Below are 22,145 nucleotides of genomic sequence, written 5' to 3' on the forward strand. Positions count from 1 at the left end.
CGGAGCTGGATGAAGAACCAGGGCCTGCCCTCGCACCTCTTCGACGGGCGCCCGGTCATCGGCATCTGCAACACCTGGTCCGAGCTCACTCCCTGCAATGCCCATTTCCGCAAGATCGCCGAGCACGTGAAGCGCGGCGTCTACGAGATGGGCGGCTTTCCGCTCGAGTTTCCGGTGATGTCGCTGGGCGAGACGCTGATGCGGCCCACGACCATGCTGTTCCGCAACCTCGTCAGCATGGATGTCGAGGAATCGATCCGCGCCAACCCGATCGACGGCGTCATCCTGCTCGTCGGCTGCGACAAGACCACGCCGGCCCTGCTGATGGGGGCGGCGAGCTGCGACCTGCCGACGCTGGCGATCTCCGGCGGGCCGATGCTGAACGGCCGCTTCCGCGACGAGCAGATCGGGTCCGGGACCCATGTCTGGAAGTTCGGCGAGATGGTGCGGGCGGGCGAGATGACGCTGGCCGACTTCATGGACGCCGAGGCCTGCATGTCCCGTTCGGCCGGTCACTGCATGGTGATGGGCACCGCCTCCACCATGGCGTCCATGGTCGAATCGCTCGGCATGGGGCTGCCGTCGAATGCCGCCATCCCCGCGGTCGATTCGCGCCGCTACGTGCTGGCGCACATGGCGGGCCGCCGCATCGTCGAGATGGTGAAAGAGGATCTCCGCATGTCGAAGATCCTGACCCGCAAGGCCTTCGAGAACGCGATCCGCGTCAACGGCGCGATCGGCGGCTCGACCAACGCCGTCGTCCACCTCCTGGCGCTGGCCGGCCGCATGGGGGTCGAGGTCTCGCTCGAGGACTGGGACAGGCTCGGCTGCGACGTCCCCTGCCTCGTCAACCTGATGCCGTCCGGCAAGTACCTGATGGAGGATTTCTTCTATGCCGGCGGCCTGCCGGCGGTGATCCGGGCGCTGGGTGACCGCATCCACAAGGACGCGCTGACCGTCAACGGCCGGACGATGGGCGAGAACACCGCGGATGCGCCCAACTGGAACCCGGACGTGATCTTCCCGACCGACGCGCCGTTCAAGGACCAGGGCGGCATTGCGGTGCTGCGCGGCAACCTCGCCCCGGACGGTGCGATCCTGAAGCCGTCGGCCGCGTCGCCGCACCTGATGAAGCATCGCGGCCGCGCCGTCGTCTTCGAGTCCATCGAGGACTTCCACGCGCGCATCGACGACGAGAGCCTCGACGTCGACGAGACCTGCGTCCTGGTGCTGAAGGGCTGCGGCCCGCGCGGCTACCCGGGCTTTCCGGAGGTCGGCAACATGCCGCTGCCGCCGAAGATCCTGCGCCGCGGCATCACCGACATGGTGCGCATCTCCGACGCAAGGATGAGCGGCACCGCCTATGGCACCGTCGTCCTCCACACCGCGCCGGAATCGGCGGTCGGCGGACCGCTGGCGCTGGTCGAGAACGGCGACATGATCGCGCTCGACGTCGCCCGGCGGACGCTCACCCTCGACGTTCCGGAGGCGGAACTGGCCCGCCGCAAGGCAGCCTGGAAGGCCCCTGCCCCGCGGCACGACCGCGGCTACGCGCGGCTCTACATCGACCACGTCCTGCAGGCCGACACCGGCGCCGACCTCGATTTCCTGGTCGGGAAGTCGGGGGCCGAAGTCGCCCGCGAAAGCCATTGAGCGAGGCCCGCCCACCCATGCCGACCATTCTCTACCCCGACACCCGGTTCCTCGGCGGTGCCGAGGCCGACCGCGCCGGCGCCGGCGACGGCATCGAACTCGCGACCTTCGACGCCACCCGGCGCGAGCAGATCGCCGACGAGGTCTGGCGCGCGGCCGACGCCGTCGTCCTCGGCATCGGCCTCACCATCACGGCCGACGTCGTCGAGCGGCTCGACAACTGCAAGATCATCATCCGGATGGGCGTCGGCTACGACAACATCGACATCCGGGCGGCGGCCCGGCGCGGCATCCCCGTCGCCAACGTGCCCGACTACGGCACCACCGACATCGCCGACACCGCGATGGCCCTGCTGCTGAACTTCACCCGCGGGGTCAGCGCCTACGACAACGCGCTGCGGCGGGACGTCGTCGCCAACTGGCACGTCAGCCACGCGCCGGTCATTCGCCGGACCAAGGGAATGCCGGTCGGCGTGATCGGCCTCGGCCGCATCGGCACCGCCTCGGCGCTGCGGCTCAAGGCCTTCGACCTGCCGGTGCATTTCTACGACCCCTACGTCTCGAACGGCACCGAACTGGCGCTGGGGCTGACGCGCCACCAGTCCGTCGCCAGCCTGCTCGGCGCGGTCGAGGCGGTCACCATCCACGCCTTCCTCAACGACGAGACGCGCGGCCTGATCGACGCCGCCGCCGTGGCGGCGATGCGCCCCGGGACGATCCTGGTCAACACCGCGCGCGGACCGATCTGCGATCTCGACGCCATCCATGACGGGCTGAAGTCCGGCCGGATCGCGGCCGCCGGGCTCGACGTGCTGCCGGACGAGCCGCCCGATCCGAACCACCGGCTGATCGCCGCCTGGCGCGACGACGAGGACTGGATCCGCGGCCGCCTCGTCCTCCTGCCGCATGCCGCCTTCTACAGCGCCCAGAGCCTGTGGGACATCCGCTTCAAGGCGGCCGAGACCGCCCGGCTGATGCTGACCGAGGGCCGGCTGCGCAACTGCGTCAACGGCGAGCTGCTGAAGGAGGCCGGCTTCGGACGGTAGCCGGCGCCCGGCGGCGTCCCGCCCGGGAGGCCGCCGGGTCCGCGTTCAGGCGCGGCCGTATTCGTCGCGGCGGCGCCACCAGAGTCCGGTCTCGTTGCGTCCCCGAGGCGCCCGATCCAGCCACTGGAAGGCACCCCACAGCCCGTCCACCCCGCGGGCGTAGGTCGAGTAGCTGTGGTAGACGGCGTCGCCTTCCCGGACGAAGGCGCTCAGCCCCGGACGCTCCCGGCGGAAGGTTGCGACGTCAGTGCCGCAGATCGTCCCCAGCTCCGCCACGAGGCCGTCCTCCAGGGCCGGCGCCATCGGCGGCTCGCGACGGTAGTTGTAGTCGACCGTCCCGCGCCGCTGCTGCTCCTCGCTGAACCAGACATGGAAGTCCGAGTTGAAGTCGCTGCCGTCGGCGGAGGCCCAGGGAAAGGTCCAGCCCATCCGCTGCCGATAGGCGAGCAGCTTCGCCAAGGGCGCCCGCGACACCGCCCACAGCATGACGTCGTGGTTGGCGAGATGGACCGCGAAGCCGTCGAAGCCATCGGCGATCATCGAGCAGGACGGGCATCCGGCGTCGTAGTCCGGTCCGAACATGAAGTGGTAGACGAGGAGCTGGGAGCGCCCCTGGAAGAGATCCGGCAGGGCCAGCGCGCCCGCCTCGGTCTCGAACCGGTACGGCTTCTCGACCGGGACCCAGGGCAGTTCCTGGCGCCGCCGCGCCAGCTCGTCGCCGCGCCGCGTCAGTTCCTTCTCCGCCTGGAGCAGGTCGAGGCGGGCAGTCAGCCATTCGTCGCGCGTTCCGATCCTGTGCATCGTGATCCTCGCTCTTCGTTGAATGCCCGAAGGCAGGGACGAGGCTGGCCGAACCGCCCCGGCGGGCGGGAGTGACAAGTCTGGCGGGATTGTGCCGGACGTCCGACATCCCTGCGGTTCCGCCGGCGACCGCCGATCCATCGCAGCCAGGGTCCGAGGTGGAAGAGGCTCATCAGCACGTACATCGGGAGCATCCCGCTCACGATCGGGGAAGCCCCCTCGGCCATGCAGATCAGGCTCGCGGCGCGCCCCTCCTCGACGGCGCTGGCGACGGCCATGGCGGCGAACGTCGGTGCCGCGGCGAGGGCGAGCCACCGCGCCGCGCCGCCGTGCTTCCTCCCCAGGTCTTCGTCTTCCATCGTTCTTGCCCCGCTCCCCGGCTGTCGTACCCTCGGCGAGGCTAGGACGGAGCGGCGGACCGCGAGAGTGACAAGCGTGTCGGGGTTCCAGTGGATTCGCTGATCGCGGCGGCCGCGCGCGCGCTCGCCGCCGGCGATCTGCTGGGCGCACTGAACCGGGTCGCCCTGCGCGACGATCCGCCGGCGCTGGCGCTGCGCGGGATCGTCGTGGCTCGCCTCGGCGACCTGGAGCGCGCGCGCACCCTGCTCCGCCGGGCCGCCGCGGCCTTCGGGCCGGCCGAGCGCGTCGCCCGTGCCCGCTGCATCGTCGCCGAGGCCGAAATCGCGCTCGTCTCGAGGGACCTCGGGCCGGCGATCGAAGTCCTGCCCGGAGCTGCCGCCCTTCTCGACGCCCAGGGCGACCGGGCGAACGCTGCCCATGCGCGCCTGATCGAGGTTCGCTACCTCCTGCTGCTCGGGCGCCTCGATGCGGCCGAGCAGGCGCTGGCGGCGCTCGATGCCGCGACCCTGCCGGCGACCATGCGGGCGGTCCACGAGCTGGTATCGGCCGGCATCGCCATGCGGCGCCTGAGGATCGCGCCGGCACGCGGCGCACTCGACCGCGCCGCCGACGCGGCCGGCGAAGCCGGCATCCCCGCCCTGTCGGCCGAGATCGCCACCGCACGGGCGGCATTGCGGACGCCGGCGGCCCGCCTCCTCTCTCAGGGAACGGAACAGCCCCTGACGCTCGAAGCGGTCGAGCCGTTGCTCGCCTCCGACATGTTCGTCGTCGACGCCTGCCGGCATGTCGTCCGCGCCCCGGACCGCACCATCGCGCTGGCGGGCCGCCCGGTGCTGTTCGCACTCGTGCGCGCGCTGGCGGACGCGTGGCCCGGCGACGCCGCGCGCTCGCACCTGATCCAGCTGGCGTTCCGCTCGAAGCAGATCGACGAATCGCACCGCGTCCGGCTGCGGGTCGAGATCGCCCGGCTGCGCGACGCGCTGGAAGGGTCGGCGGACGTCCGCGCCACCCGCGACGGATTTGCGCTGGCGCCGGCTTCCGGGCGGCCGGCCGTGGTCCTGGCGCCGCCGGTCGACGGGCCGCATGGCGAAGTGCTGGCCCTGCTCGCCGACGGCGAGGCATGGTCGAGCTCGGCCCTCGCGCTCGCCCTCGGAGCGAGCCAGCGCACGGTGCAGCGGGCACTCGACGCGCTGTCGGCGACGGGCCGCGTCGGCGCGGTCGGCCGGGGACGTGCCCGGCGCTGGCTGACGCCGCCGGCGGTCGGCTTCACGACGACCTTGTTACTCCCGGGGCCGCTGCCGGGTGCCTAGCTTCACGGGCATCCACCAAGCAGGAGCACAAGGACCATGAAGACCGCACCAGCCGAGATCCTGCGCGAGTACGGCCCCTTTCCCGGCATCGAGCAGGTGGCCGGCGTCACCTTCGACGGCCGTCATGTCTGGATCGCCACCGGCGAGACGCTGACCGCGATCGACCCGGAGAGCGGTCAGCCCGCCCGTTCGCTCGCCGTGCCCGCCGACGCCGGCACGGCCTTCGACGGGCGCCACCTCTTCCAGATCGGGGACGACCGGATCCGCAAGATCGATCCGGAGACGGGCGAGGTCGTGGACTCCATCCCCGCCCCCGAGGGCGGAAATTCCGGCCTCGCCTGGGCCGAAGGGATGCTGTGGGTCGGCCAGTATCGCGGGCGGACGATCCACCAGGTCGACCCCGCCACGGGCGCCGTCCTGCGCTCGATCCGCTCCGACCGGCTCGTCACCGGCGTCACCTGGGTCGACGGCACCCTCTGGCACGGAACCTGGGAGGGCGACGAGAGCAGCCTGCGGCGCGTCGATCCCGACGACGGCAGGGTGCTGGAAGAGCTCGCGATGCCGGCCGGAACCCACGTCTCCGGCCTCGAATCGGACGGCGGCGACCGCTTCTTCTGCGGCGGCGCGCGCAGCGGCAAGCTCCGCGCCGTCCGGCGTCCGCGCCAGGGCCGCCAGACGGGGTGATCCGATCGCGGCGGCCCCGGCCCACGGTGGACGCGGGTCGGGGCCTCCGGCGGCTCAGGAGTTGGGACCGCGCTCCATGGAGACCGGCTGCCAGCGCCGCAGGCCGGTCGCCGGGAGCACCGTCGGGTTGACGCAGGACATCGGCCAGCGGCCCGACAGCACCAGCGACAGTTCCTGCCCGACGCGGCGCTTGCGGGCGACATCGAAGCGGGCGGAGGCGGACGCGTTGTGCGGCGACAGGATGACGTGCGGCATCCGCAGCAGCGGGTTGTCCTGGCGCGCCGGCTCGACCTCGAAGACGTCGAGGCCGGCGCCGGCGATCCACTTCTCCTCCAGCGCCTTGACCAGCCCGGCCTCCTGCACCGTGGGACCGCGGCCGGTGTTGATGAAGATGGCGTTCTTCTTCATCTGCCGGAAATGCTTCTCCTTCAGCATCCCCTCGGCCTCCGGCGTCGCCGGGACGTGCATGGACACGAAGTCGGAGCGGCTCAGCACCTCCGACAGGCTCGCCGGCTCGACCCCCTCGCCCGAGATCGTCAATTCGTCGATGAAGGGGTCGTAGGCCATGAGGCGCAGGCCGAAGGGAGCGGCGCGCTTGGCGACGGCGCGCGCCACCCGGCCGAAGCCGATGAAGCCCAGCGTCTGCCCCATCAGGCGCGGGATCTGGAGGAGCTGCGGCCGGCCCTCGCTCCACCGCCCCTCCCGCACCATGCGGTCCTGCTCGATGGCCCGGCGGTGGGTGGCGAGCAGCAGCATCATGGCATGGTCCGCCACCTCCTCGATGAAGGTGTCGGGGCAGTTGGTCACCGGAATGCCCTTGGCCGTCGCCGCCGCGACGTCGACATAGTCGACGCCGACGGTGCCGAGCGTGATGACCTTCGCCCGGTCGAGCGCGTCGATCATGGCCTTGGTGAACTTCATCCCCTTGGCGTAGACGGCGTCGGCGGCGGGGGCGGCGGCGATGAAGCCGGCCTCGCTCGCCGGGCACTCGACGATCTCGGCGTCGAGACCCTCCAGGGCCTCCATCTCGTACTCGTAGCCGCCTCCGGCCACGGTGAATGACGCCCCGGCGGGCGTCAGGATCCGGAACTTCGCCAAGCTCTTTCCTCCGACGGGCGGGCTAGGACTTCGGCGGCCGCGCCCGGATCGCCGCTTCGTTCACCTCGGTGCCCCATCCCGGCCGGTCCGGCAGCACGAACTCGCCATCCTCGATGACCGGCGGCCGCTCGACGAACTCGTCGCGCCAGGGCGTCGAGTCGATGTCGATCTCCATGATGCGGAAGTTCGGCACCGCGGCCGAGAAATGGGCGCTGTGGTAGGAACAGAGGTGGCCGTAGAAATTGTGCGGCGCGACGTTGACCTCGAAGGTCTCGGCCATCGCCGCGATCTTCAGGCTCTCGCCGAGGCCGTTCCACGGCACGTCGACGATGCCGACATCCATCGCATAGGCCTGGAGGTAGGGCAGGAAGTCGCGCCGTCCGTGCAGCGTCTCGCAGGAGGCGACCGGGCACGGCGCTTCGCGCCGGATGAGGGCGAGGCTGGCCGGATCGTGGCTGTCGATCTCGAGCCAGGTCATGCGGAACGGCGCCAGCACGTCGGCGACCCGCTTGTAGCCCTCGGTCTTGAAGTTGAAGTTGGTGTCGAGCATCAGCCCCATCTCGGGGCCGATGGCATCGCGGATGGTCTGGAGCTGCCGCTTCAGGTCGTCGAGGAGGCCGTTGTCCCAGTTCAGCTCCGGCCAGCCGGGGGTGCGCGCGAAGCCCGGCACGTAGGGGTGGAGCCGGCCGTCGCGCCAGCGGAAGATGTTGGTCTTGAGGCAGCGGAAGCCCCTGGCCCTGACCTCCTCGGCATGGCGGGCGAGGTCGTCGTAGGTGTCGAGCGCCGGCAGGAAGCCGCGGCCGCGCTGCCCGATCCGGTAGGTCCCGAAGTGCGACCAGTAGACCGGGATGCGCTCGCGGATCGGCCCGCCGAAGAGGGCGGCCACCGACTTGCCCGCCTCCTTGCCGCGGACGTCGAGGAGCGCGTTCTCGATCGCCGCGATCGCCTGCTGGTTCAGCCCGCCGCGCGCCTGCCGCGTGGCGACATGCAGCCGGGCCAGGATGGCCTCGCTCCGCCGGGGGTCCATGCCGACCACCAGCGGCGCCAGCATGCCGATGACCTGGGACAGGCCCTTGCTGCCGAAATCCTCGTTGTATTCGGACCAGCCGGTGATGCCGCAGGCGGTGCCGATCTTGACGAACGAGAAGGTGCGCCAGCCGGCATCCGCGATCAGCGTCTCGACGCGGTCGATCTTCATCGGCCGCGCCTACTCCTTCACCGCGCCGGTCAGCGACGAGACGTAGTAGTCGACGAAGAAGGAATAGAAGATCGCGACCGGCAGCGAGCCCATCAGCGAGCCCGCCATCAGCGCCCCCCACTGGTAGACGTCGCCCGAGATGAGCTCGGTCAGGATGGCGACGGGGACGGTCTTGTTCTCGCTGCTCTGGATGAAGGCGAGCGAATAGATGAACTCGTTCCAGGACAGCGTGAAGGAGAAGATGCCGGCGCTGATGAGGCCCGGCACCGCCAGCGGCAGGGTGATGCGGCGCAGGATCTGCAGCCGCGTCGCGCCGTCGATCAGCGCGCACTCCTCCAGTTCGTAGGGGATCGACTTGAAGTAGCCGATGAGCAGCCAGGTGCAGAACGGCACCAGGAAGGTCGGATAGGTCAGGATCAGCGCCAGCGGGCTGTCGAACAGCCCGAGCTGGTAGACCATGGTGGCGAGCGGGATGAACAGGATCGACGGCGGCACCAGGTAGGCGAGATAGATCGCCAGGCCGACATACTGGCTGCCCTTGAAGCGCAGCCGCTGGATCGCATAGGCGGCGAGCACGCTCGACAGCAGCGACAGGAAGGTGGCCGCGATCGCCACCGACATGGTGGTGACGATCCAGCGCGGATACGACGTCTCGAACAGCAGCTTGTAGATGTGGTCGAGGGTCGGCTTGGCGATCCAGAACGGGTTGTAGGTCTTGTAGTCGTAGAGCTCGGCGTTGGGTTTGAAGGCCGTCACCGTCATCCAGTAGAACGGAAACAGCAGGATGAAGACGAAACAGGCGAGCGGGACGTAGATCGTCACCACCCGGCGGGCCCGGTTGTCCCAGGCCATCGCCTCCGGAGCGACCGTCGCGGTCGACGGCGTGTCCGTGTTCGCGGCCGAGGCGTCAGTCATTGCTTTCTCCCTGCTGCCACTTCCGCCGCGCCAGCGCGAAATAGCTGAAGAGGGTGGCGAAGACGAGGAAGGGGATCATCGACACCGCGATCGCCGCGCCCTCGCCCAGGTTGCCGCCGGGGATGCCGCGCTGGAAGGCGAGCGTCGCCAGCAGGTGGGTCGAATTGACCGGCCCGCCGCGGGTGATGGCGTAGACGAGCTGGAAGTCGGTGAAGGTGAAGATGATCGAGAAGGTCATCACGATCGCCAGGATCGGCAGCAGCAGCGGGAACGTGATGTAGCGGAAGCGCTGCCAGCCCGTGGACCCGTCGAGCAGCGCCGCCTCGTAGAGCGAGGGCGAGATCGTCTGCAGGCCGGCCAGCAGGGTGATGGCGACGAAGGGGATGCCGCGCCAGATGTTGGCGGCGATCAGCGACCAGCGTGCGGGCCAGGTCGAGCCGAGGAAGTCGAAATAGGTCGTCCGCCAGCCGAGCACGTCGACGAAGACGTAGGAGATGATCGAGAACTGGGCGTCGTAGATCCACCAGAACGCGATCGCCGAGAGCACGGTCGGCACGATCCAGGGCAGGAGGATGATCGCGCGCAGCAGGCTCTTGAACGGCAGGTGGTTGTTGAGCAGCAGCGCCAGCCAGAGGCCGAGCCCGAACTTACCGACCGTCGCGATGCTCGTGTAGAAGACGCTGTAGAAGACCGCCTGCCAGAACAGCCGGTCCTCGAGCATGTATTCGAAGTTCTCGAGCCCGATCCACACGCCCGAGCGGCCGATCGTCGTGTCGGTGAAGGCGAGCCAGATGCCGAGGCCGAGCGGATAGGTCAGGAAGACCAGCAGCAGGCCGGCCGCCGGCAGCATGCACATGAAGATGAGAAACGGCTTCCAGTCGAACAGGCGCGCGAGCCACGAAGGCTCTATGTGCGGGCGCCCCCTTTGCGCCGAGCCGAGGGTGCCGGCAATCGTACCTCCGGTAAAAATCGCCGCCGGCCGCCGGGTCGAACCCGGGGGCCGTCGGCTTCAGCCGATCAGCGGTAGTAGCGGCGCGTCCGGCGTTCGGCCTCGCGGGCCGCCTCTTCCGGCGTCGCCTGCCCCGAAGCGACGGCGGCGCACATCTGGACCATGATGTACTCGGCCGCCACGGTGCCGGCGGCGTGCGAGATCGGGCCCTTGTAGCCGCTCCAGAACTGGTTGTCGGTGCCGTTCCGGTAGACCTCGAGCTTGGGATCGGAGTCCCACACCTTGCTCTTCCCGTAGGCGCGCAGCGTGTGCGACCAGTAGCCGAGGCAGCCGGTCAGCCACGGATCGTACTGCTCGGCCTCCATCATGTAGGTGAGGTAGGCCTTGGCGGCGTTCGGGAACTTGCTGTGCTTGAACACCATGGCGTTGAGGATGAGCGCCGACTGGGGCGCCTTGCCGACCAGCCCGAACGGCATCGGCGCGTGGTCGGTGTCGTCGGCGACCGCCTTGGTCGCCGGGTCGTTCTTGATCGCGAAATACATCGAGACGCCGTTGGCGGTCAGCCACAGTTCCTGCGCCGCGTAGGCGCGGTTGTTGCTGACGTCGCCCCAGGACAGCGTGCCCGGGATGAAGGTCGGATAGAGTTCCTTCAGGTACTTCAGCGAGGCGATCGTCTCCTTGCTGTTGATCGCGACCTTGCCCGCCTCGTCGACGAGGTAGCCGCCATGGGACCAGACCACCCAGTTGGCGAAGCCGTTGCCGTCGCCGACGGCATTTCCGAGCGCGAAGCCCGCCGGCTTGTTGATCTTCTTCAGCGCCTGGCAGAGCTTGAGGAACTCGCCGAGATCGTTCGGGATCTTGCTGAACCCCGCCTCCTTGACCGCGGACTGGCGGTAGACGATCGGGCCGGTCGAGCCGCCGAAGGGAATGCCGATCCAGTTGTTGGTGCCGACTTTCTTGCCGTACTTGTCGCCGAGGAAGGACCAGCCGCCGTACTTCTTGCCGAGATACTCGGCGACGTCGGAGAGCTCGACCACCTTGTCGGCATAGACGTGCGGATCCTCGGCCCAGCCGAGCACGATGTCGGGGCCGGCGCCGGTATTGGACGACACCGCGGTCTGCTGCCGGATGTCCTCCCAGCCGACGAAGTCGACGCGGACCTCGACGCCCATCTCCTTGGCGAACTTCGCCGTGTTGGCGCGGAAGATCACCTCGTCCGGTTCGACGAAGCGGGCCGGACGAAGGATGCGCAGGGTGGCGCCCTTCTCCAGCGGCAGCTTCGGCGCCGCCACATCGGCCTTCGGAATCGCCTGCGCCGCGGCCTGGCCGGCGAGCGTGGCCGCCGCCGCTGCGCCGCCGATCAGCTTGAGCGAGTCGCGCCGTGTGATGATGTTTGCCATTGGTCTCCTCCCACTTCTTTGTTGGCCATGCCCTGGTTGGCTAAGCCGGTTGCCCGGCGCCGATCCGCCGGCCGGTCTTCCGGTCGAACAGATGCACGAGGTCCGGGTCGGGACTGATCGGCAGCACCTCGCCGGGGCGCGCCGTCACGCGCTCGCGGAAGGCGCCGATGAGAGACTGCTCGCCGACGCGCAGTGCCACCTGGGTCTCCGAACCGGTCGGCTCGACCAGCTGCACCGTCGCCGGAATGCCGTCCGGGTCGATGCGCAGATGCTCCGGCCGGACGCCGTAGACGACGCCGGCCCCGTTGGCCCCGGCGGCGCCGGCGGTCGGCAGCGGCCAGCCGGTCCCGTCGCTGCCGCGGAAGCGCCCGTCGGCGATCTCCCCCTCCAGCATGTTCATCGCCGGCGAGCCGATGAAGCCGGCGACGAAGAGATTGGCCGGCCGGTCGTAGAGCTCGAGCGGACGGCCGGTCTGCTCGATGTTGCCGCCGTTCATGACCACGATCTTGTCGGCCATGGTCATGGCCTCGATCTGGTCGTGGGTGACGTAGACGGTCGTCACCTTGAGGCGCTGGTGCAGTTCCTTGATCTCGGAGCGCATCTGCACGCGCAGCTTGGCGTCGAGGTTCGACAGGGGCTCGTCGAAGAGGAAGACCTGGGGGCTGCGGACGATCGCCCGGCCCATGGCGACGCGCTGGCGCTGGCCGCCCGAAAGCTGCCGCGGGTAGCGATGGAGAAGCTGCTCCAGCCCGAGGATGCGGGCCGCCCGCCCGACCTCGCGCTCCATGACGTCCGGCGGCGCCTTCGCCAGCTTCAGCGAGAAGCCCATGTTGTCGAAGACCGTCATGTGCGGATAGAGCGCGTAGTTCTGGAACACCATGGCGATGTCCCGGTCCTTCGGCGGCACGTTGTTGACGACCCGGCCGCCGATCAGGATCTCGCCGCCGGTGATGTTCTCCAGCCCGGCCAGCATCCGCAGCAGCGTGGACTTGCCGCACCCGGACGGGCCGACCAGCACGACGAACTCGCCGTCCTCGATCTCGACGCTGACGCCGTGCAGAACCTCGAAATTCCCGAAAGCCTTCCGCGCCTCGCGGATGGATACCGTCGCCATTCATCCTCCCGATCCGGGTCATTGGAAGCCTGCCCGGCGCTCGATCGGGGCTGCACGGAAACCGCGCGCCCGGCCGCGTTCGTACCTCCATTGCTCCGGGACTCCCGCCCGGATGTCAACAGCCGCCGGCGCCCGATCGTCGACAATCCGGCCGCACCTCCCGCCCCTGCCGGCGCGCCGGTCGGCCCCGGCCCCGGATTGCCCTCCAAAGCGTCACAATCCTGTCCGGGGGCGGCGCCGATGACCGGACGATTGCGGCTCGCCGGCCGCCATTCCCTCCGGCGGTAGGGTCGGCTACCGTCCAGGAACCGGACGCAACCGACAACCCAAGGAACGGAAGCCCATGCCGCGCCTCGCCGCCAACCTGTCGATGATGTTCAACGAGGTTCCCTTCCTCGAGCGATTCGCGGCGGCCGGCCGCTGCGGCTTCCGCGGCGTCGAGTTCCTGTTCCCCTACGAATGGCCGGCCGAGGAGGTGGCGCGGGCGGCGAAGGATGCCGGCGTCGCGGTCGTCCTCTTCAACACCGCGGCCGGCGACTGGGCCAAGGGCGAGCGTGGCTTCGGCGGGGTTCCCGGCCAGGAGCAGCGATTCGCCGAGGCAGTCGACCAGGCGATCCACTACGCCAGGGTGCTGGGCTGCCCGAACGTCCATCTCATGGCCGGACTGGTGCCGGCAGCGGCCGCCCGGGAGGCGTGCGAGGCCGTGTTCGTCCAGAACCTCCGCAAGGCGGCGGCGAAGCTGGCCACGGCCGGGCTGACCGGATTGCTCGAGCCGCTCAACACGCTCGACGTGCCGGGTTACCTGCACAACCGCACCGACCACGCGCTGGGCTATGTCGCGGCCGTCGGCAGCCCCGCCCTCAAGCTCCAGCTCGACCTCTATCACGTGCAGATCATGGAGGGGGACTTGGCGCGCAAGGTCGAGGGGCTGGCCGGCCGCTACGGCCATGTCCAGATCGCCGGCAATCCCGGCCGCAACGAGCCCGACGTCGGCGAGATCCACTATCCCTTCCTCTTCGAGACCTTCGACCGGATCGGCTACGGCGGCTGGATCGGCTGCGAGTACCGCCCGAAGGCCGAGACCACGGCCGGGCTCGGCTGGGCCGCGCCCTGGGGCATCCGCGCCGCCTGATCCCGCCACCATTCCGAGAAACGGAGCCCGTTCCATGAAGGTCGTCATCACCGGCGGCGGCGGCTTCCTCGGCCGCAAGCTGGCCGCGGCGCTGCTCAACCACCACGCCCTGCTCGATGCCCGCGGCCGGCCGTTCCAGCCGTCGCAGGTGATCTGCTTCGACGCCGTGCCGTTCGATCCGCCGATGCCGGCCGACCCGCGCATCCGCACCGTGGTCGGCGACCTTGCCGACGCCGGCACCGTGGCGGCGCTGATCGGGTCCGACGTCGCCTCGGTCTTCCACCTGGCTGCGGTCGTCAGCGCCGGCGCCGAGGCGGACTTCGACCTCGGCATGCGTGTCAATCTCGATGGCACCCGGCATGTGCTCGACGCCTGCCGCGCCCTGCCCCAGCCTCCCAAGGTCGTGTTCACGAGCTCGCTCGCGGTCTATGGCGGCGACCTTCCGGCGACCGTCACCGACCAGACCCCGATCACGCCGCAGACCTCCTACGGGGCGCAGAAGCTGGTCGGCGAGTACCTCTTGACCGACTACAGCCGCAAGGGGTTCCTCGACGGCCGGGCGCTGCGCCTGCCGACCATCGTCGTGCGCCCGGGCAAGCCCAACAAGGCCGCCTCCACCTTCGCCTCCAGCATCATCCGCGAGCCGCTCCAGGGCGACCCCGCGGTCTGCCCGGTGACGCCCGAGACGCGGATGCCGATCCTGTCGCCGCGCAAGGCGGTCGCCGCCTTCCTTCATGTCCACGACCTGCCGGCGGACGCGCTGGGCGCCCATCGCGGCATCCTCCTCAACGGCATCTCGGTCCCGGTCGGCGAAATGGCGAAGGCGGTCGAGCGCCATGGCGGCCAGCAGGCAGCCAGGCGGATCGAGTGGAAGCCGGACCCGGCGATCCAGAAGATCGTCTCGTCGTGGCCGGCCGCGATCGACGCCGAGCGGGCCCGGCGCCTGGGCTTCCCGGTCGACCGCGACATCGACGAGATCGTCACCAACTTCATCGCCGACGACATGCGGAAGTAGGGATACGGGGCGGGCAGTCCGGCCCGCCCCGTCTCGACCCGGCCGTCAGATCGCGATCGTCAGGCCGCCGTCGATGACGATCGTCTGGCCGGTCAGATAGGACGCCGCGTCGGAGGCGAGGTAGACGATGGCGCCCGCCATCTCCTCCGGCCGGCCCCAGCGCCGCAAGGGCGTGCGCTGGCCCATCATGGCGTCGAACTCGGCGTTCTGCTGCAGGGGCACCGTCATCTCGGTGGCGATGTAGCCGGGCGCGATCGCGTTGACCGTGATGCCGGAGGGCCCGAGTTCGGTCGCCAGGGCGCGCGTCATCGACGACAGCCCGCCCTTGGCGGCGATGTAGGCGATAATCGTCGGTCGTGCCGTCACCGACATGATCGAGGAGGTCGAGACGATCCGGCCGAAGCCCCGCTTCGCCATGCCCCTGGCGGCCGCCTTGGCGAGCGCGAAGCAGGAGGTGAGGTTGGTGGCGACGACGCGCTCGAAATCCTCGAGCTCGAACTCCTGCAGCGGCCGGCGGTGGTTGATGCCGGCATTGTTGACCAGGATGTCGATGTGCCCGAAGCGATCCTCGCAGGCGGCGACGACGGTCGCCGCCACCCGCGGGTCCGAGAGGTCGGCCTGGAAGAAGGCGGCGCCATGTCCGGCCGCCGCCAGTTCCTCCACCCGCGCAGCCAGCGTCTCCGGGTCGCGGCCGACGAGGGCGACCGACGCCCCCGCCCCGGCCAGCGCCTTCGCCGCCTCCCAGCCGATGCCGCGCGAGGCGCCGGTCACGAGCGCGACGCGCCCCGTCAGGTCGAAGATGGACAGGCCCGACGGCAGCGCCATCACATCACCGCCCCGATCTGCCACGGCGTGAACTCCTCCTCGCCGAAGCCCATCTCCTCGCTCTTGGTCTGCTGGCCCGACGCGGTCGCCAGGATCAGGCGGAAGATCGCCTCGCCCACCTCCTGCACGGTTGCGCTGCCGTCGACGATGGTGCCGCAGTTGATGTCCATGTCGTCGGTCATGCGGTTCCACAGCGCCGTGTTGGTCGCGAGCTTCAGCGACGGCGCCGGCTTGCAGCCGAAGACCGAGCCGCGGCCGGTCGTGAAGCAGACGATGTTGGCGCCACCCGCCACCTGCCCCGTCGCCGACACCGGATCGTAGCCGGGCGTGTCCATGAAGACGAAGCCGCGGGCGGTGATCGGCTCGGCGTACTTGTAGACGTCGACGAGGTTGGTCGACCCGCCCTTGGCGACGGCGCCGAGTGACTTCTCGAGGATGGTGGTGAGGCCGCCCGCCTTGTTGCCGGGCGACGGGTTGTTGTTCATCTCGTTACCGGTGCGGGACGTGTAGTCCTCCCACCAGCGGATGCGCTGGACGAGCTTCTCGCCGACCTCCGGGCTGACCGCGCGGCGGGTGAGGAGATGCTCGGCGCCGTAGATCTCCGGCGTCTCGCTCAGCACCGCCGACCCGCCGTGACGTACCAGCAGGTCGACGGCCGCGCCCAGCGCCGGGTTGGCGGTGATGCCGGAATAGCCGTCCGAGCCGCCGCACTGGAGGGCCAGCGTCAGGTGCTTCGCCGGCACCGGCCGGCGGGTCACCTTGTTCGCTTCCGGCAGCATCGCCCGCACCCGCTCGACCGCGTCGGCGACCGTCTTGCGGGTGCCGCCGGTGTCCTGGATGGTCATGGCGTGGAACTGGCTGCCGTTGGCCAGCCCCTCGGCCTTCATCAGGCCGCCGATCTGGTTCGCCTCGCAGCCGAGGCCGATGACCAGCACGCCCCAGAAGTTGGGGTGGCGGGAGTAGCCGGCGATCGTGCGGCGCAGCACGTCCATCGCCTCGCCCTCGCTCGCCATGCCGCAGCCGGTCTGGTGGGTCAGCGCGACGACGCCGTCGACATTGGGGAACTCGGCGAGCGCGCCGTGGCGGAACCGGTCGGCGACCATGTTGGCGACGTGGGCCGAGCAGTTCACCGAGGTCAGGATGCCGATGTAGTTGCGGGTCGCGACCCGGCCGTCCGGGCGGACGATGCCCTGGAAGGTGGCGGGCTCGGGCACGTAGTCGGTCGGCCGCGCATCCCGGCAGAAGGCATAGTCGCGGGCGAAGTCGCCCATGACGAGGTTGTGGGTGTGGACATGCTCGCCCCTGGCGATCGGGCGCGAGGCGAAGCCGATGATCTGGGCGTACTTGCGCACCGTCTCGCCTTCGGCAATGTCGGCGGTCGCGACCTTGTGGCCGGGCGGGATGTGGCCCTTGGTCGTCACGTCCTCGCCGGGCAGGCTGGTGCCGGGCAGGAGGTCGGTGCGCGCGACGACGACGTTGTCGGCGGGGTTGAGGCGAATGGTGATCGGCGGTGCCATTGGTCGTTTCTCTCCCGGCAGGGGGTCGTGCGGTGCGGCAATTCTGTCGGAAATCGCCGTCCCGGGATAGGCGCCGATTGACGGCCGGGCGGCGGCAGTGATGCACTCGCGCGAAGAACGAAATCGCGAATCCGGGAGAGACGCGCCGCCATGAAGATCGCGCTGGACGCCGCCACCACCCTGCCCGAGGACGGGACGAGCGGCACCCTGCTGGCCCGCGTCTGGCTGCCGGATGCCGGGCCGGTCCCGACCCTCGTCCGCGGCGACGACGTGATCGACCTCTCGCGCCTGTCGCCCACGATGGCGACCCTGCTCGCCCTGCCCCACCTCGCGGATCGCCTCGCCGGTGCCGAGGGCGCGCGGATCGGCGGCATCGCCGAGATCGTCGCCAACACCGGCCTCGACGGCCGCGACCCGGCGAAGCCCTGGCTGCTCGCCCCCTGCGACCTCCAGGCGGTGAAGGCCTGCGGCGTGACCTTCGCCTCCAGCATGCTGGAGCGCGTCATCGAATCCTCGGCCCGTGGCGACGCCTCGGCCGCCGACGGCATCCGGCGGACGCTCCAGGCCGAGATCGGCAGCGACCTCTCGAGGGTGAAGCCGGGGTCGGAGCAGGCCGAGCGGCTGAAGGCGGCCCTGGTCGAGCGCGGCCTGTGGTCGCCCTACCTCGAAGTCGGCATCGGCCCCTATGCCGAGGTCTTCACCAAGTGCCCGGCGATGGCCGCGGTCGGCACCGGCGTCGAAGTCGGCATCCATGCCGTCTCGGAGTGGAACAATCCCGAGCCCGAGGTCGTCGTCGTCGTCGATCCCGCGGGCGCCATCGTCGGCGCCACGCTCGGCAACGACGTCAACCTGCGCGACGTCGAAGGACGCAGCGCGCTGCTCCTCGGCAAGGCCAAGGACAACAACGCCTCGGCCTCGGTCGGCCCCTTCATCCGGCTCTTCGATGCCACCTTCTCGCTCGACGACGTCCGCGGCGCCGAGGTGTCGCTCCGGGTCGAGGGCGACGACGGATTCACGCTCGACGGGTCGAGCTCGATGCGCCTGATCAGCCGCGACCCGACCGAACTCGTCGCCCACACCTGCGGGCCCCACCACCAGTACCCGGACGGATTCCTGCTCTACACCGGCACCATGTTCGCGCCGACCAAGGACCGCGGCGGCCCCGGCAAGGGCTTCACCCACCATCCGGGCGACATCGTCACCATCGCCAGCCCGAAGCTCGGCCGCCTCGTCAACCGCGTCGAGCGCGCCCACGAGGTCGAACCCTGGACCTTCGGCATCGCGGCGCTGATGCGCTCGCTCGCCGTCCGCCAGCTGATCTGAGCCCCGCCGCGGCGTGGACAGCACCCGGGCGCCACGGCTAGGGTCGCGGCCCGGGAATCTCCGGAACCTTGGGGGGAACGCACCATGGCGGGCAGGCTCGCCGGCAAGACCGCATTCGTCACCGCGGCCGCGAACGGGATCGGACGCGCCACCGCACTCGCCTTCGCCGCCGAAGGCGCCACCGTCCACGCGACCGACATCAACGAGAAGGTGCTGGGCGAGATCGCCCAGCCCGGCCTCCACGTCGCCCGGCTCGACGTCACCGATGCGGCCGCAGTCCAGCGGGCCGCCGCCGGGATCGGCCGCGTCGACATCCTCTTCAACTGCGCCGGCTGGGTGGCGCACGGCGCGATCCTGGAGACGTCCGAGGCCGACTGGGACCGCTCGTTCGGCCTCAACGTCCGCGCCATGTACACCGTCATCCGGGCGTTCCTGCCGGCGATGCTGGCGGGCGGCGGCGGCTCGATCATCAACATCGCGTCGGTCGCCTCCTCGGTGAAGGGCGTTCCCAACCGCTGCGCCTACGGCGCCAGCAAGGCCGCCGTCATCGGCCTGACCAAGTCGGTTGCGGCCGACTACATGCGCCAGGGCATCCGCTGCAACGCGATCTGCCCCGGCACCGTCGACACGCCCTCGCTCGGCGACCGCATCAACGCCTTCGCCGACCCGGTGCAGGCGCGCAAGGACTTCATCGCGCGCCAGCCCATGGGCCGCCTCGGCCGACCGGAGGAGATCGCCCACCTCGCGGTCTATCTCGCATCCGACGAATCCAGCTTCACCACCGGAACCGCCGTCATCTCCGACGGCGGCATGGTGCTCTGACCGACCGCATCACGCTTGGGGAAAGGGAAACCGCCATGAAGTTTCTGCGCTACGGGCCGAAGGGCAAGGAGAAGCCGGGCGTCGTCGACGGCGACGGCCGCATCCGCGACATCTCCTCGATCGTCGACGACATCACGCCCGAGATCCTGGGGCCGTCCCAGCTCTCGGCGCTGACCAAGGACGTGAAGGCGAAGCTGGCGAACCTGCCGGTCGTCGCCGGCAAGCCGCGCCTCGGCGTGCCGCTCGCCCGCATCCCGAACCTGATCTGCATCGGCCTCAACTTCGCCGACCATGCCGCCGAGGCGGGCCAGCCGATCCCGGCCGAGCCGATCATCTTCTTCAAGCATTCCTGCGCGCTGACCGGGCCGAACGACAACGTGCCGATCCCGCGCGGCTCGGAGCACACCGACTGGGAGTGCGAACTGGCCGTCATCATCGGCCGCACCGCCCGCTACGTGTCCAAGGAGGACGCGCTCAAGTACGTCGCCGGCTACACGATCTGCAACGACGTGTCGGAGCGGCACTATCAGATCAAGCGCTCGGCCGGCCAGTGGAGCAAGGGCAAGAGCAGCCCCGGCTTCGCCCCGGTCGGCCCCTGGCTGGTGACGAAGGACGAGATCCCCGACCCGCAGAAGCTGAAGATGACGCTCGACGTCAACGGCAAGCGGATGCAGAACGGCTCGACCAGCACGATGATCTTCGACGTGGCGACGCTGGTCAGCCACCTGTCGGAGTTCATGACGCTGATGCCGGGCGACCTCATCTCCACCGGCACGCCGCCCGGCGTCGGCTCGGGCATCAAGCCGAAGCCCGTCTTCCTGCGCGTCGGCGACTCCATGGACGTGGCGATCGAGGGCCTCGGCTCGCAGCACCAGAAGTGCGTCGAGACGAAGTAGGCATGGCCGACCTCGGCGGACGCGCGATCGTCGTCACCGGCGCCGCCCGCGGCATCGGGGCGGCGATCGCGCGCGGCCTCGCGGCCGCCGGGGCGCGCGTCGCGCTGGCGGACCGCGATCTCGACGGCGCCCGCGCCGTCGCCGCCGAGATCGGCGGGAGCGCCATCGCGCTGGCGGTCGAGGTGACGGAGCGAGCGACGGTGCAGGCGATGATCGCCACCACCCTCGCCGCGTTCGGCCGCCTCGACGCCATTTTCAACAATGCCGGCATCGTCGAGACGCGGGACTTTCTCGGGATCTCCGAGGCAGACTGGCGGCGGATGCTGGACGTGAACGCCCTCGGCTGCCTGATCGGGATGCAGGAGGCGGCACGCGCCATGATCGCCCGCGGCGGCGGGGGCAAGATCGTCAACACCGCCTCGATCGCCGGCCGCCAGGGCAGTCCCGCGCTGGCCCACTACAGCGCCAGCAAGTTCGCGGTCGTGTCGCTCACCCAGTCGGGCGCCAGGGCGCTGGCGCCGCACGGGATCACCGTCAACGCGATCTGCCCGGGCGTCGTCGAGACGGGAATGTGGGACATCATCGACCGCGGCTATCAGGACCAGGGCCTGACGCAGGAGCCGGGCGAAGCGTTCCGGACGCTGGCTGCCCGCGCCGCGCTCGGCCGGCCGTCGCAACCGGACGATCTCGTCGGCATCGCCTGCTTCCTCGCCTCCTCCGGTTCGGATTTCATGACCGGCCAGTCGCTGGTGGTCGACGGCGGCATCGTCATGCAGTGAGGCCCTGCCGCCATGCGCCCAGACCGTGGGCCGCGTCGACGGTCAGCGCAGGCGGTCGTGCGCCGCCGAGAAGCCCTTGAGCGAGACCGGCAGGCCGAGTTGCCGGCCGTCGCGGTTGCGCAGCAGGACCAGCAGTTCCTTGCCGACCTTCATCGCCTGGACGTCGTCGGCCGACGGCCGCCATGGGGCGATGCAGCCGTCGGCGTCGCAATGGCGGATCGGCACCACTGCCGGCTCGCGGGCATCGACCTTGAGACCGAGGCCGGGCGGCAGCAGCACGTCGAGCGGCACGACGATGAGGGCGAGCGCCGCGGTCTCGTTCGGCGGATAGCCGAGGCGGATCAGCAGCAGGTCGCGCTTGCCGTCCTTGTCGCTCAGGATCTGGGCCATCTCGCACTGCTTCGCCTGGCCCTCCTGGGACGGGTCGCAGCGCAGGACCCAGTCACCGATCCGCTCCGAGCCAGTCCTGGCCGCGGCCGGCTGCTCCTCGGGCTGCTTGCCGCGGCGTGACCGGCTCTGCGCCTCGGCGGCGCCGGCGGCCAGGACGACCGCCAGCACGAGACCGACCATCGCGATGCGCATCATGGCGCCGGCCCTCACGCTCCGGTCCACTCGGCCATGTGCGCCCGCGGGTCGGGGCGCTCGATCGCGCCGACGTCGGCCGGCGGCGTGCCGACATGGACGAAGCCCACGAGCCGGTCCGGCGCGTGGAAGCCGAGCGCCCCCGCCACCATCGGGTCGTAGCTGTTCGGTCCGGTCACCCACATGGCGCCGTAGCCGAGGGCGTGGGCGGCGTTCAGCAGGTTCATGGCGGCGGCGCCGGCAGCCAGGAGCTGCTCGATTTCCGGGATCTTGTGGTCGGGCCGGATGCGGGCGCCGCAGGCGACGACCAGCGGCGAACGGAGCGGGCGGCCGCGCTCGCGCTCCAGCAGCGCCTCGGTCCAGGTCGGATCCCGCGCCCGCACGGCCTCGGCGAAGACGTCGCCCAGGCGCTGCCGCGCCGCGCCGCGGACGATGGCGAAGCGCCAGGGCCGGAGGCCCCCGTGGTCGGGCGCGCGCAGGGCGGCGGCGACCATGGCCGCGATGTCGCGATCGGTCGGGCCGGGTTCGCCCAGCAAGGCCGGCGAGATCGAGCGCCGCGAGAGGAGGAGGTCGAGCGTATCCATGGTCGGCTTTCGGATGTGGTCGGCCGGGACGCGGGCGCGGCGCCGGCGCCGGGGCAAGCCCGGAACAGGTCGCCACAATATTGCAATTGCGACACGATCGCAACTTTGCAGCGGCAACCGGCAAGTGTCCGCACTTGCCGGG

General features: G+C 70.3%; 21 protein-coding genes. 10 read left to right on the plus strand and 11 right to left on the minus strand.

The window, feature by feature from the left end:
• Both ACE3Q3_RS12375 and ACE3Q3_RS12380 read left to right on the plus strand, forming a co-directional pair.
• Positions 1 to 1,653 (plus strand): IlvD/Edd family dehydratase (locus tag ACE3Q3_RS12375; RefSeq protein WP_374446464.1); only part of this gene is annotated, 1,653 nt, incomplete at its 5' end.
• 17 nt (positions 1,654 to 1,670) lie between these two features.
• Entirely contained in the window at positions 1,671 to 2,699 is a 1,029-nt protein-coding gene (locus ACE3Q3_RS12380; RefSeq protein ID WP_374446466.1) for a C-terminal binding protein, read from the plus strand.
• A gap of 45 nt (positions 2,700 to 2,744) precedes the next feature.
• Here the strand turns inward: ACE3Q3_RS12380 and ACE3Q3_RS12385 are convergent, their stop codons facing one another.
• Entirely contained in the window at positions 2,745 to 3,500 is a 756-nt protein-coding gene (locus ACE3Q3_RS12385) for a DUF899 domain-containing protein (RefSeq protein ID WP_374446468.1), read from the minus strand.
• 449 nt (positions 3,501 to 3,949) lie between these two features.
• On the opposite strand from ACE3Q3_RS12385, the gene ACE3Q3_RS12390 reads away from it, so the two are divergent.
• On the plus strand, positions 3,950 to 5,170 hold the full coding sequence (locus ACE3Q3_RS12390) for a hypothetical protein (protein WP_374446470.1): 1,221 nt from the start codon (positions 3,950 to 3,952) through the stop codon (positions 5,168 to 5,170).
• Positions 5,171 to 5,206: 36 nt separating this feature from the next.
• Complete coding sequence (locus tag ACE3Q3_RS12395; protein WP_374446473.1) at positions 5,207 to 5,854, plus strand: PQQ-binding-like beta-propeller repeat protein; 648 nt, start codon at positions 5,207 to 5,209, stop codon at positions 5,852 to 5,854.
• A gap of 54 nt (positions 5,855 to 5,908) precedes the next feature.
• Here the strand turns inward: ACE3Q3_RS12395 and ACE3Q3_RS12400 are convergent, their stop codons facing one another.
• The 6 genes from ACE3Q3_RS12400 to ACE3Q3_RS12425 all read right to left on the minus strand — a co-directional run bounded on the left by ACE3Q3_RS12400 (position 5,909) and on the right by ACE3Q3_RS12425 (position 12,528).
• Positions 5,909 to 6,952 carry a C-terminal binding protein gene (locus tag ACE3Q3_RS12400; RefSeq protein WP_374446475.1) on the minus strand — a complete coding sequence of 348 codons (1,044 nt, stop codon included), beginning with the start codon at positions 6,950 to 6,952 and terminating at the stop codon, positions 5,909 to 5,911.
• Between the two features lie 22 nt (positions 6,953 to 6,974).
• A complete protein-coding gene (locus ACE3Q3_RS12405) occupies positions 6,975 to 8,150 on the minus strand; it encodes a mandelate racemase/muconate lactonizing enzyme family protein (protein WP_374446478.1) in 1,176 nt (391 codons plus the stop codon).
• Positions 8,151 to 8,159: 9 nt separating this feature from the next.
• The gene (locus ACE3Q3_RS12410; RefSeq protein ID WP_374446480.1) at positions 8,160 to 9,065 is read right to left on the minus strand and encodes a carbohydrate ABC transporter permease; all 906 of its coding nucleotides are present in this window, start codon (positions 9,063 to 9,065) and stop codon (positions 8,160 to 8,162) included.
• Complete coding sequence (locus ACE3Q3_RS12415) at positions 9,058 to 9,921, minus strand: carbohydrate ABC transporter permease (RefSeq protein WP_374446482.1); 864 nt, start codon at positions 9,919 to 9,921, stop codon at positions 9,058 to 9,060. The genes ACE3Q3_RS12410 and ACE3Q3_RS12415 overlap by 8 nt, the downstream gene beginning before the upstream one ends.
• Before the next feature lie 161 nt (positions 9,922 to 10,082).
• Positions 10,083 to 11,414: an ABC transporter substrate-binding protein gene (locus tag ACE3Q3_RS12420; RefSeq protein ID WP_374446485.1), complete on the minus strand. Its 1,332-nt coding sequence runs from the start codon at positions 11,412 to 11,414 to the stop codon at positions 10,083 to 10,085.
• Between the two features lie 40 nt (positions 11,415 to 11,454).
• On the minus strand, positions 11,455 to 12,528 hold the full coding sequence (locus tag ACE3Q3_RS12425; RefSeq protein WP_374446487.1) for an ABC transporter ATP-binding protein: 1,074 nt from the start codon (positions 12,526 to 12,528) through the stop codon (positions 11,455 to 11,457).
• Positions 12,529 to 12,871: 343 nt separating this feature from the next.
• Between ACE3Q3_RS12425 and otnI the strand changes: the two genes are divergently transcribed.
• Together otnI and denD are read left to right on the plus strand one after the other, a co-directional pair.
• A complete protein-coding gene (gene otnI, locus ACE3Q3_RS12430) occupies positions 12,872 to 13,660 on the plus strand; it encodes a 2-oxo-tetronate isomerase (RefSeq protein ID WP_374446489.1) in 789 nt (262 codons plus the stop codon).
• Positions 13,661 to 13,694: 34 nt separating this feature from the next.
• A complete protein-coding gene (gene denD, locus ACE3Q3_RS12435; protein WP_374446492.1) occupies positions 13,695 to 14,675 on the plus strand; it encodes a D-erythronate dehydrogenase in 981 nt (326 codons plus the stop codon).
• 45 nt (positions 14,676 to 14,720) lie between these two features.
• On the opposite strand, the gene ACE3Q3_RS12440 is transcribed toward denD, so the two are convergent.
• Entirely contained in the window at positions 14,721 to 15,500 is a 780-nt protein-coding gene (locus ACE3Q3_RS12440; protein WP_374446495.1) for an SDR family NAD(P)-dependent oxidoreductase, read from the minus strand.
• Complete coding sequence (locus tag ACE3Q3_RS12445; RefSeq protein WP_374446497.1) at positions 15,500 to 17,017, minus strand: UxaA family hydrolase; 1,518 nt, start codon at positions 17,015 to 17,017, stop codon at positions 15,500 to 15,502. The genes ACE3Q3_RS12440 and ACE3Q3_RS12445 overlap by 1 nt, the downstream gene beginning before the upstream one ends.
• A gap of 150 nt (positions 17,018 to 17,167) precedes the next feature.
• On the opposite strand from ACE3Q3_RS12445, the gene ACE3Q3_RS12450 reads away from it, so the two are divergent.
• From ACE3Q3_RS12450 to ACE3Q3_RS12465, 4 genes are all read left to right on the plus strand, one after another.
• Entirely contained in the window at positions 17,168 to 18,340 is a 1,173-nt protein-coding gene (locus tag ACE3Q3_RS12450; protein ID WP_374446499.1) for a fumarylacetoacetate hydrolase family protein, read from the plus strand.
• Positions 18,341 to 18,424: 84 nt separating this feature from the next.
• The gene (locus tag ACE3Q3_RS12455) at positions 18,425 to 19,162 is read left to right on the plus strand and encodes an SDR family oxidoreductase (protein WP_374446502.1); all 738 of its coding nucleotides are present in this window, start codon (positions 18,425 to 18,427) and stop codon (positions 19,160 to 19,162) included.
• Positions 19,163 to 19,197: 35 nt separating this feature from the next.
• Entirely contained in the window at positions 19,198 to 20,058 is an 861-nt protein-coding gene (locus tag ACE3Q3_RS12460) for a fumarylacetoacetate hydrolase family protein (protein WP_374446504.1), read from the plus strand.
• Positions 20,059 to 20,060: 2 nt separating this feature from the next.
• Positions 20,061 to 20,837, plus strand: coding sequence for a glucose 1-dehydrogenase (locus ACE3Q3_RS12465; RefSeq protein ID WP_374446507.1), 777 nt, complete (start codon positions 20,061 to 20,063; stop codon positions 20,835 to 20,837).
• A 42-nt stretch (positions 20,838 to 20,879) separates the two neighbouring features.
• Here the strand turns inward: ACE3Q3_RS12465 and ACE3Q3_RS12470 are convergent, their stop codons facing one another.
• Both ACE3Q3_RS12470 and ACE3Q3_RS12475 read right to left on the minus strand, forming a co-directional pair.
• Positions 20,880 to 21,422, minus strand: a complete 543-nt coding sequence (locus ACE3Q3_RS12470; RefSeq protein WP_374446509.1) for an invasion associated locus B family protein — start codon at positions 21,420 to 21,422, stop codon at positions 20,880 to 20,882.
• 11 nt (positions 21,423 to 21,433) lie between these two features.
• Positions 21,434 to 22,003: a nitroreductase gene (locus tag ACE3Q3_RS12475; protein ID WP_374446511.1), complete on the minus strand. Its 570-nt coding sequence runs from the start codon at positions 22,001 to 22,003 to the stop codon at positions 21,434 to 21,436.
• Positions 22,004 to 22,145 lie beyond the last annotated feature (142 nt).

Origin of the sequence: Allostella sp. (assembly GCF_041913585.1) — a bacterium.
Taxonomy (GTDB): domain Bacteria; phylum Pseudomonadota; class Alphaproteobacteria; order ATCC43930; family Allostellaceae; genus Allostella.

What these genes read in the sequence shown, in the direction of transcription:
- ACE3Q3_RS12380 (WP_374446466.1), top strand. Translation starts at nt 1,671, where the DNA reads ATGCCGACCATTCTCTACCCCGACACCCGGTTCCTCGGCGGTGCCGAG.
- ACE3Q3_RS12385 (WP_374446468.1), bottom strand. Translation starts at nt 3,500, where the DNA reads ATGCACAGGATCGGAACGCGCGACGAATGGCTGACTGCCCGCCTCGAC.
- ACE3Q3_RS12395 (WP_374446473.1), top strand. Translation starts at nt 5,207, where the DNA reads ATGAAGACCGCACCAGCCGAGATCCTGCGCGAGTACGGCCCCTTTCCC.
- ACE3Q3_RS12405 (WP_374446478.1), bottom strand. Translation starts at nt 8,150, where the DNA reads ATGAAGATCGACCGCGTCGAGACGCTGATCGCGGATGCCGGCTGGCGC.
- ACE3Q3_RS12410 (WP_374446480.1), bottom strand. Translation starts at nt 9,065, where the DNA reads ATGACTGACGCCTCGGCCGCGAACACGGACACGCCGTCGACCGCGACG.
- ACE3Q3_RS12415 (WP_374446482.1), bottom strand. Translation starts at nt 9,921, where the DNA reads ATGTGCATGCTGCCGGCGGCCGGCCTGCTGCTGGTCTTCCTGACCTAT.
- ACE3Q3_RS12420 (WP_374446485.1), bottom strand. Translation starts at nt 11,414, where the DNA reads ATGGCAAACATCATCACACGGCGCGACTCGCTCAAGCTGATCGGCGGC.
- ACE3Q3_RS12425 (WP_374446487.1), bottom strand. Translation starts at nt 12,528, where the DNA reads ATGGCGACGGTATCCATCCGCGAGGCGCGGAAGGCTTTCGGGAATTTC.
- otnI (WP_374446489.1), top strand. Translation starts at nt 12,872, where the DNA reads ATGCCGCGCCTCGCCGCCAACCTGTCGATGATGTTCAACGAGGTTCCC.
- denD (WP_374446492.1), top strand. Translation starts at nt 13,695, where the DNA reads ATGAAGGTCGTCATCACCGGCGGCGGCGGCTTCCTCGGCCGCAAGCTG.
- ACE3Q3_RS12440 (WP_374446495.1), bottom strand. Translation starts at nt 15,500, where the DNA reads ATGGCGCTGCCGTCGGGCCTGTCCATCTTCGACCTGACGGGGCGCGTC.
- ACE3Q3_RS12445 (WP_374446497.1), bottom strand. Translation starts at nt 17,017, where the DNA reads ATGGCACCGCCGATCACCATTCGCCTCAACCCCGCCGACAACGTCGTC.
- ACE3Q3_RS12450 (WP_374446499.1), top strand. Translation starts at nt 17,168, where the DNA reads ATGAAGATCGCGCTGGACGCCGCCACCACCCTGCCCGAGGACGGGACG.
- ACE3Q3_RS12455 (WP_374446502.1), top strand. Translation starts at nt 18,425, where the DNA reads ATGGCGGGCAGGCTCGCCGGCAAGACCGCATTCGTCACCGCGGCCGCG.
- ACE3Q3_RS12460 (WP_374446504.1), top strand. Translation starts at nt 19,198, where the DNA reads ATGAAGTTTCTGCGCTACGGGCCGAAGGGCAAGGAGAAGCCGGGCGTC.
- ACE3Q3_RS12465 (WP_374446507.1), top strand. Translation starts at nt 20,061, where the DNA reads ATGGCCGACCTCGGCGGACGCGCGATCGTCGTCACCGGCGCCGCCCGC.
- ACE3Q3_RS12470 (WP_374446509.1), bottom strand. Translation starts at nt 21,422, where the DNA reads ATGATGCGCATCGCGATGGTCGGTCTCGTGCTGGCGGTCGTCCTGGCC.
- ACE3Q3_RS12475 (WP_374446511.1), bottom strand. Translation starts at nt 22,003, where the DNA reads ATGGATACGCTCGACCTCCTCCTCTCGCGGCGCTCGATCTCGCCGGCC.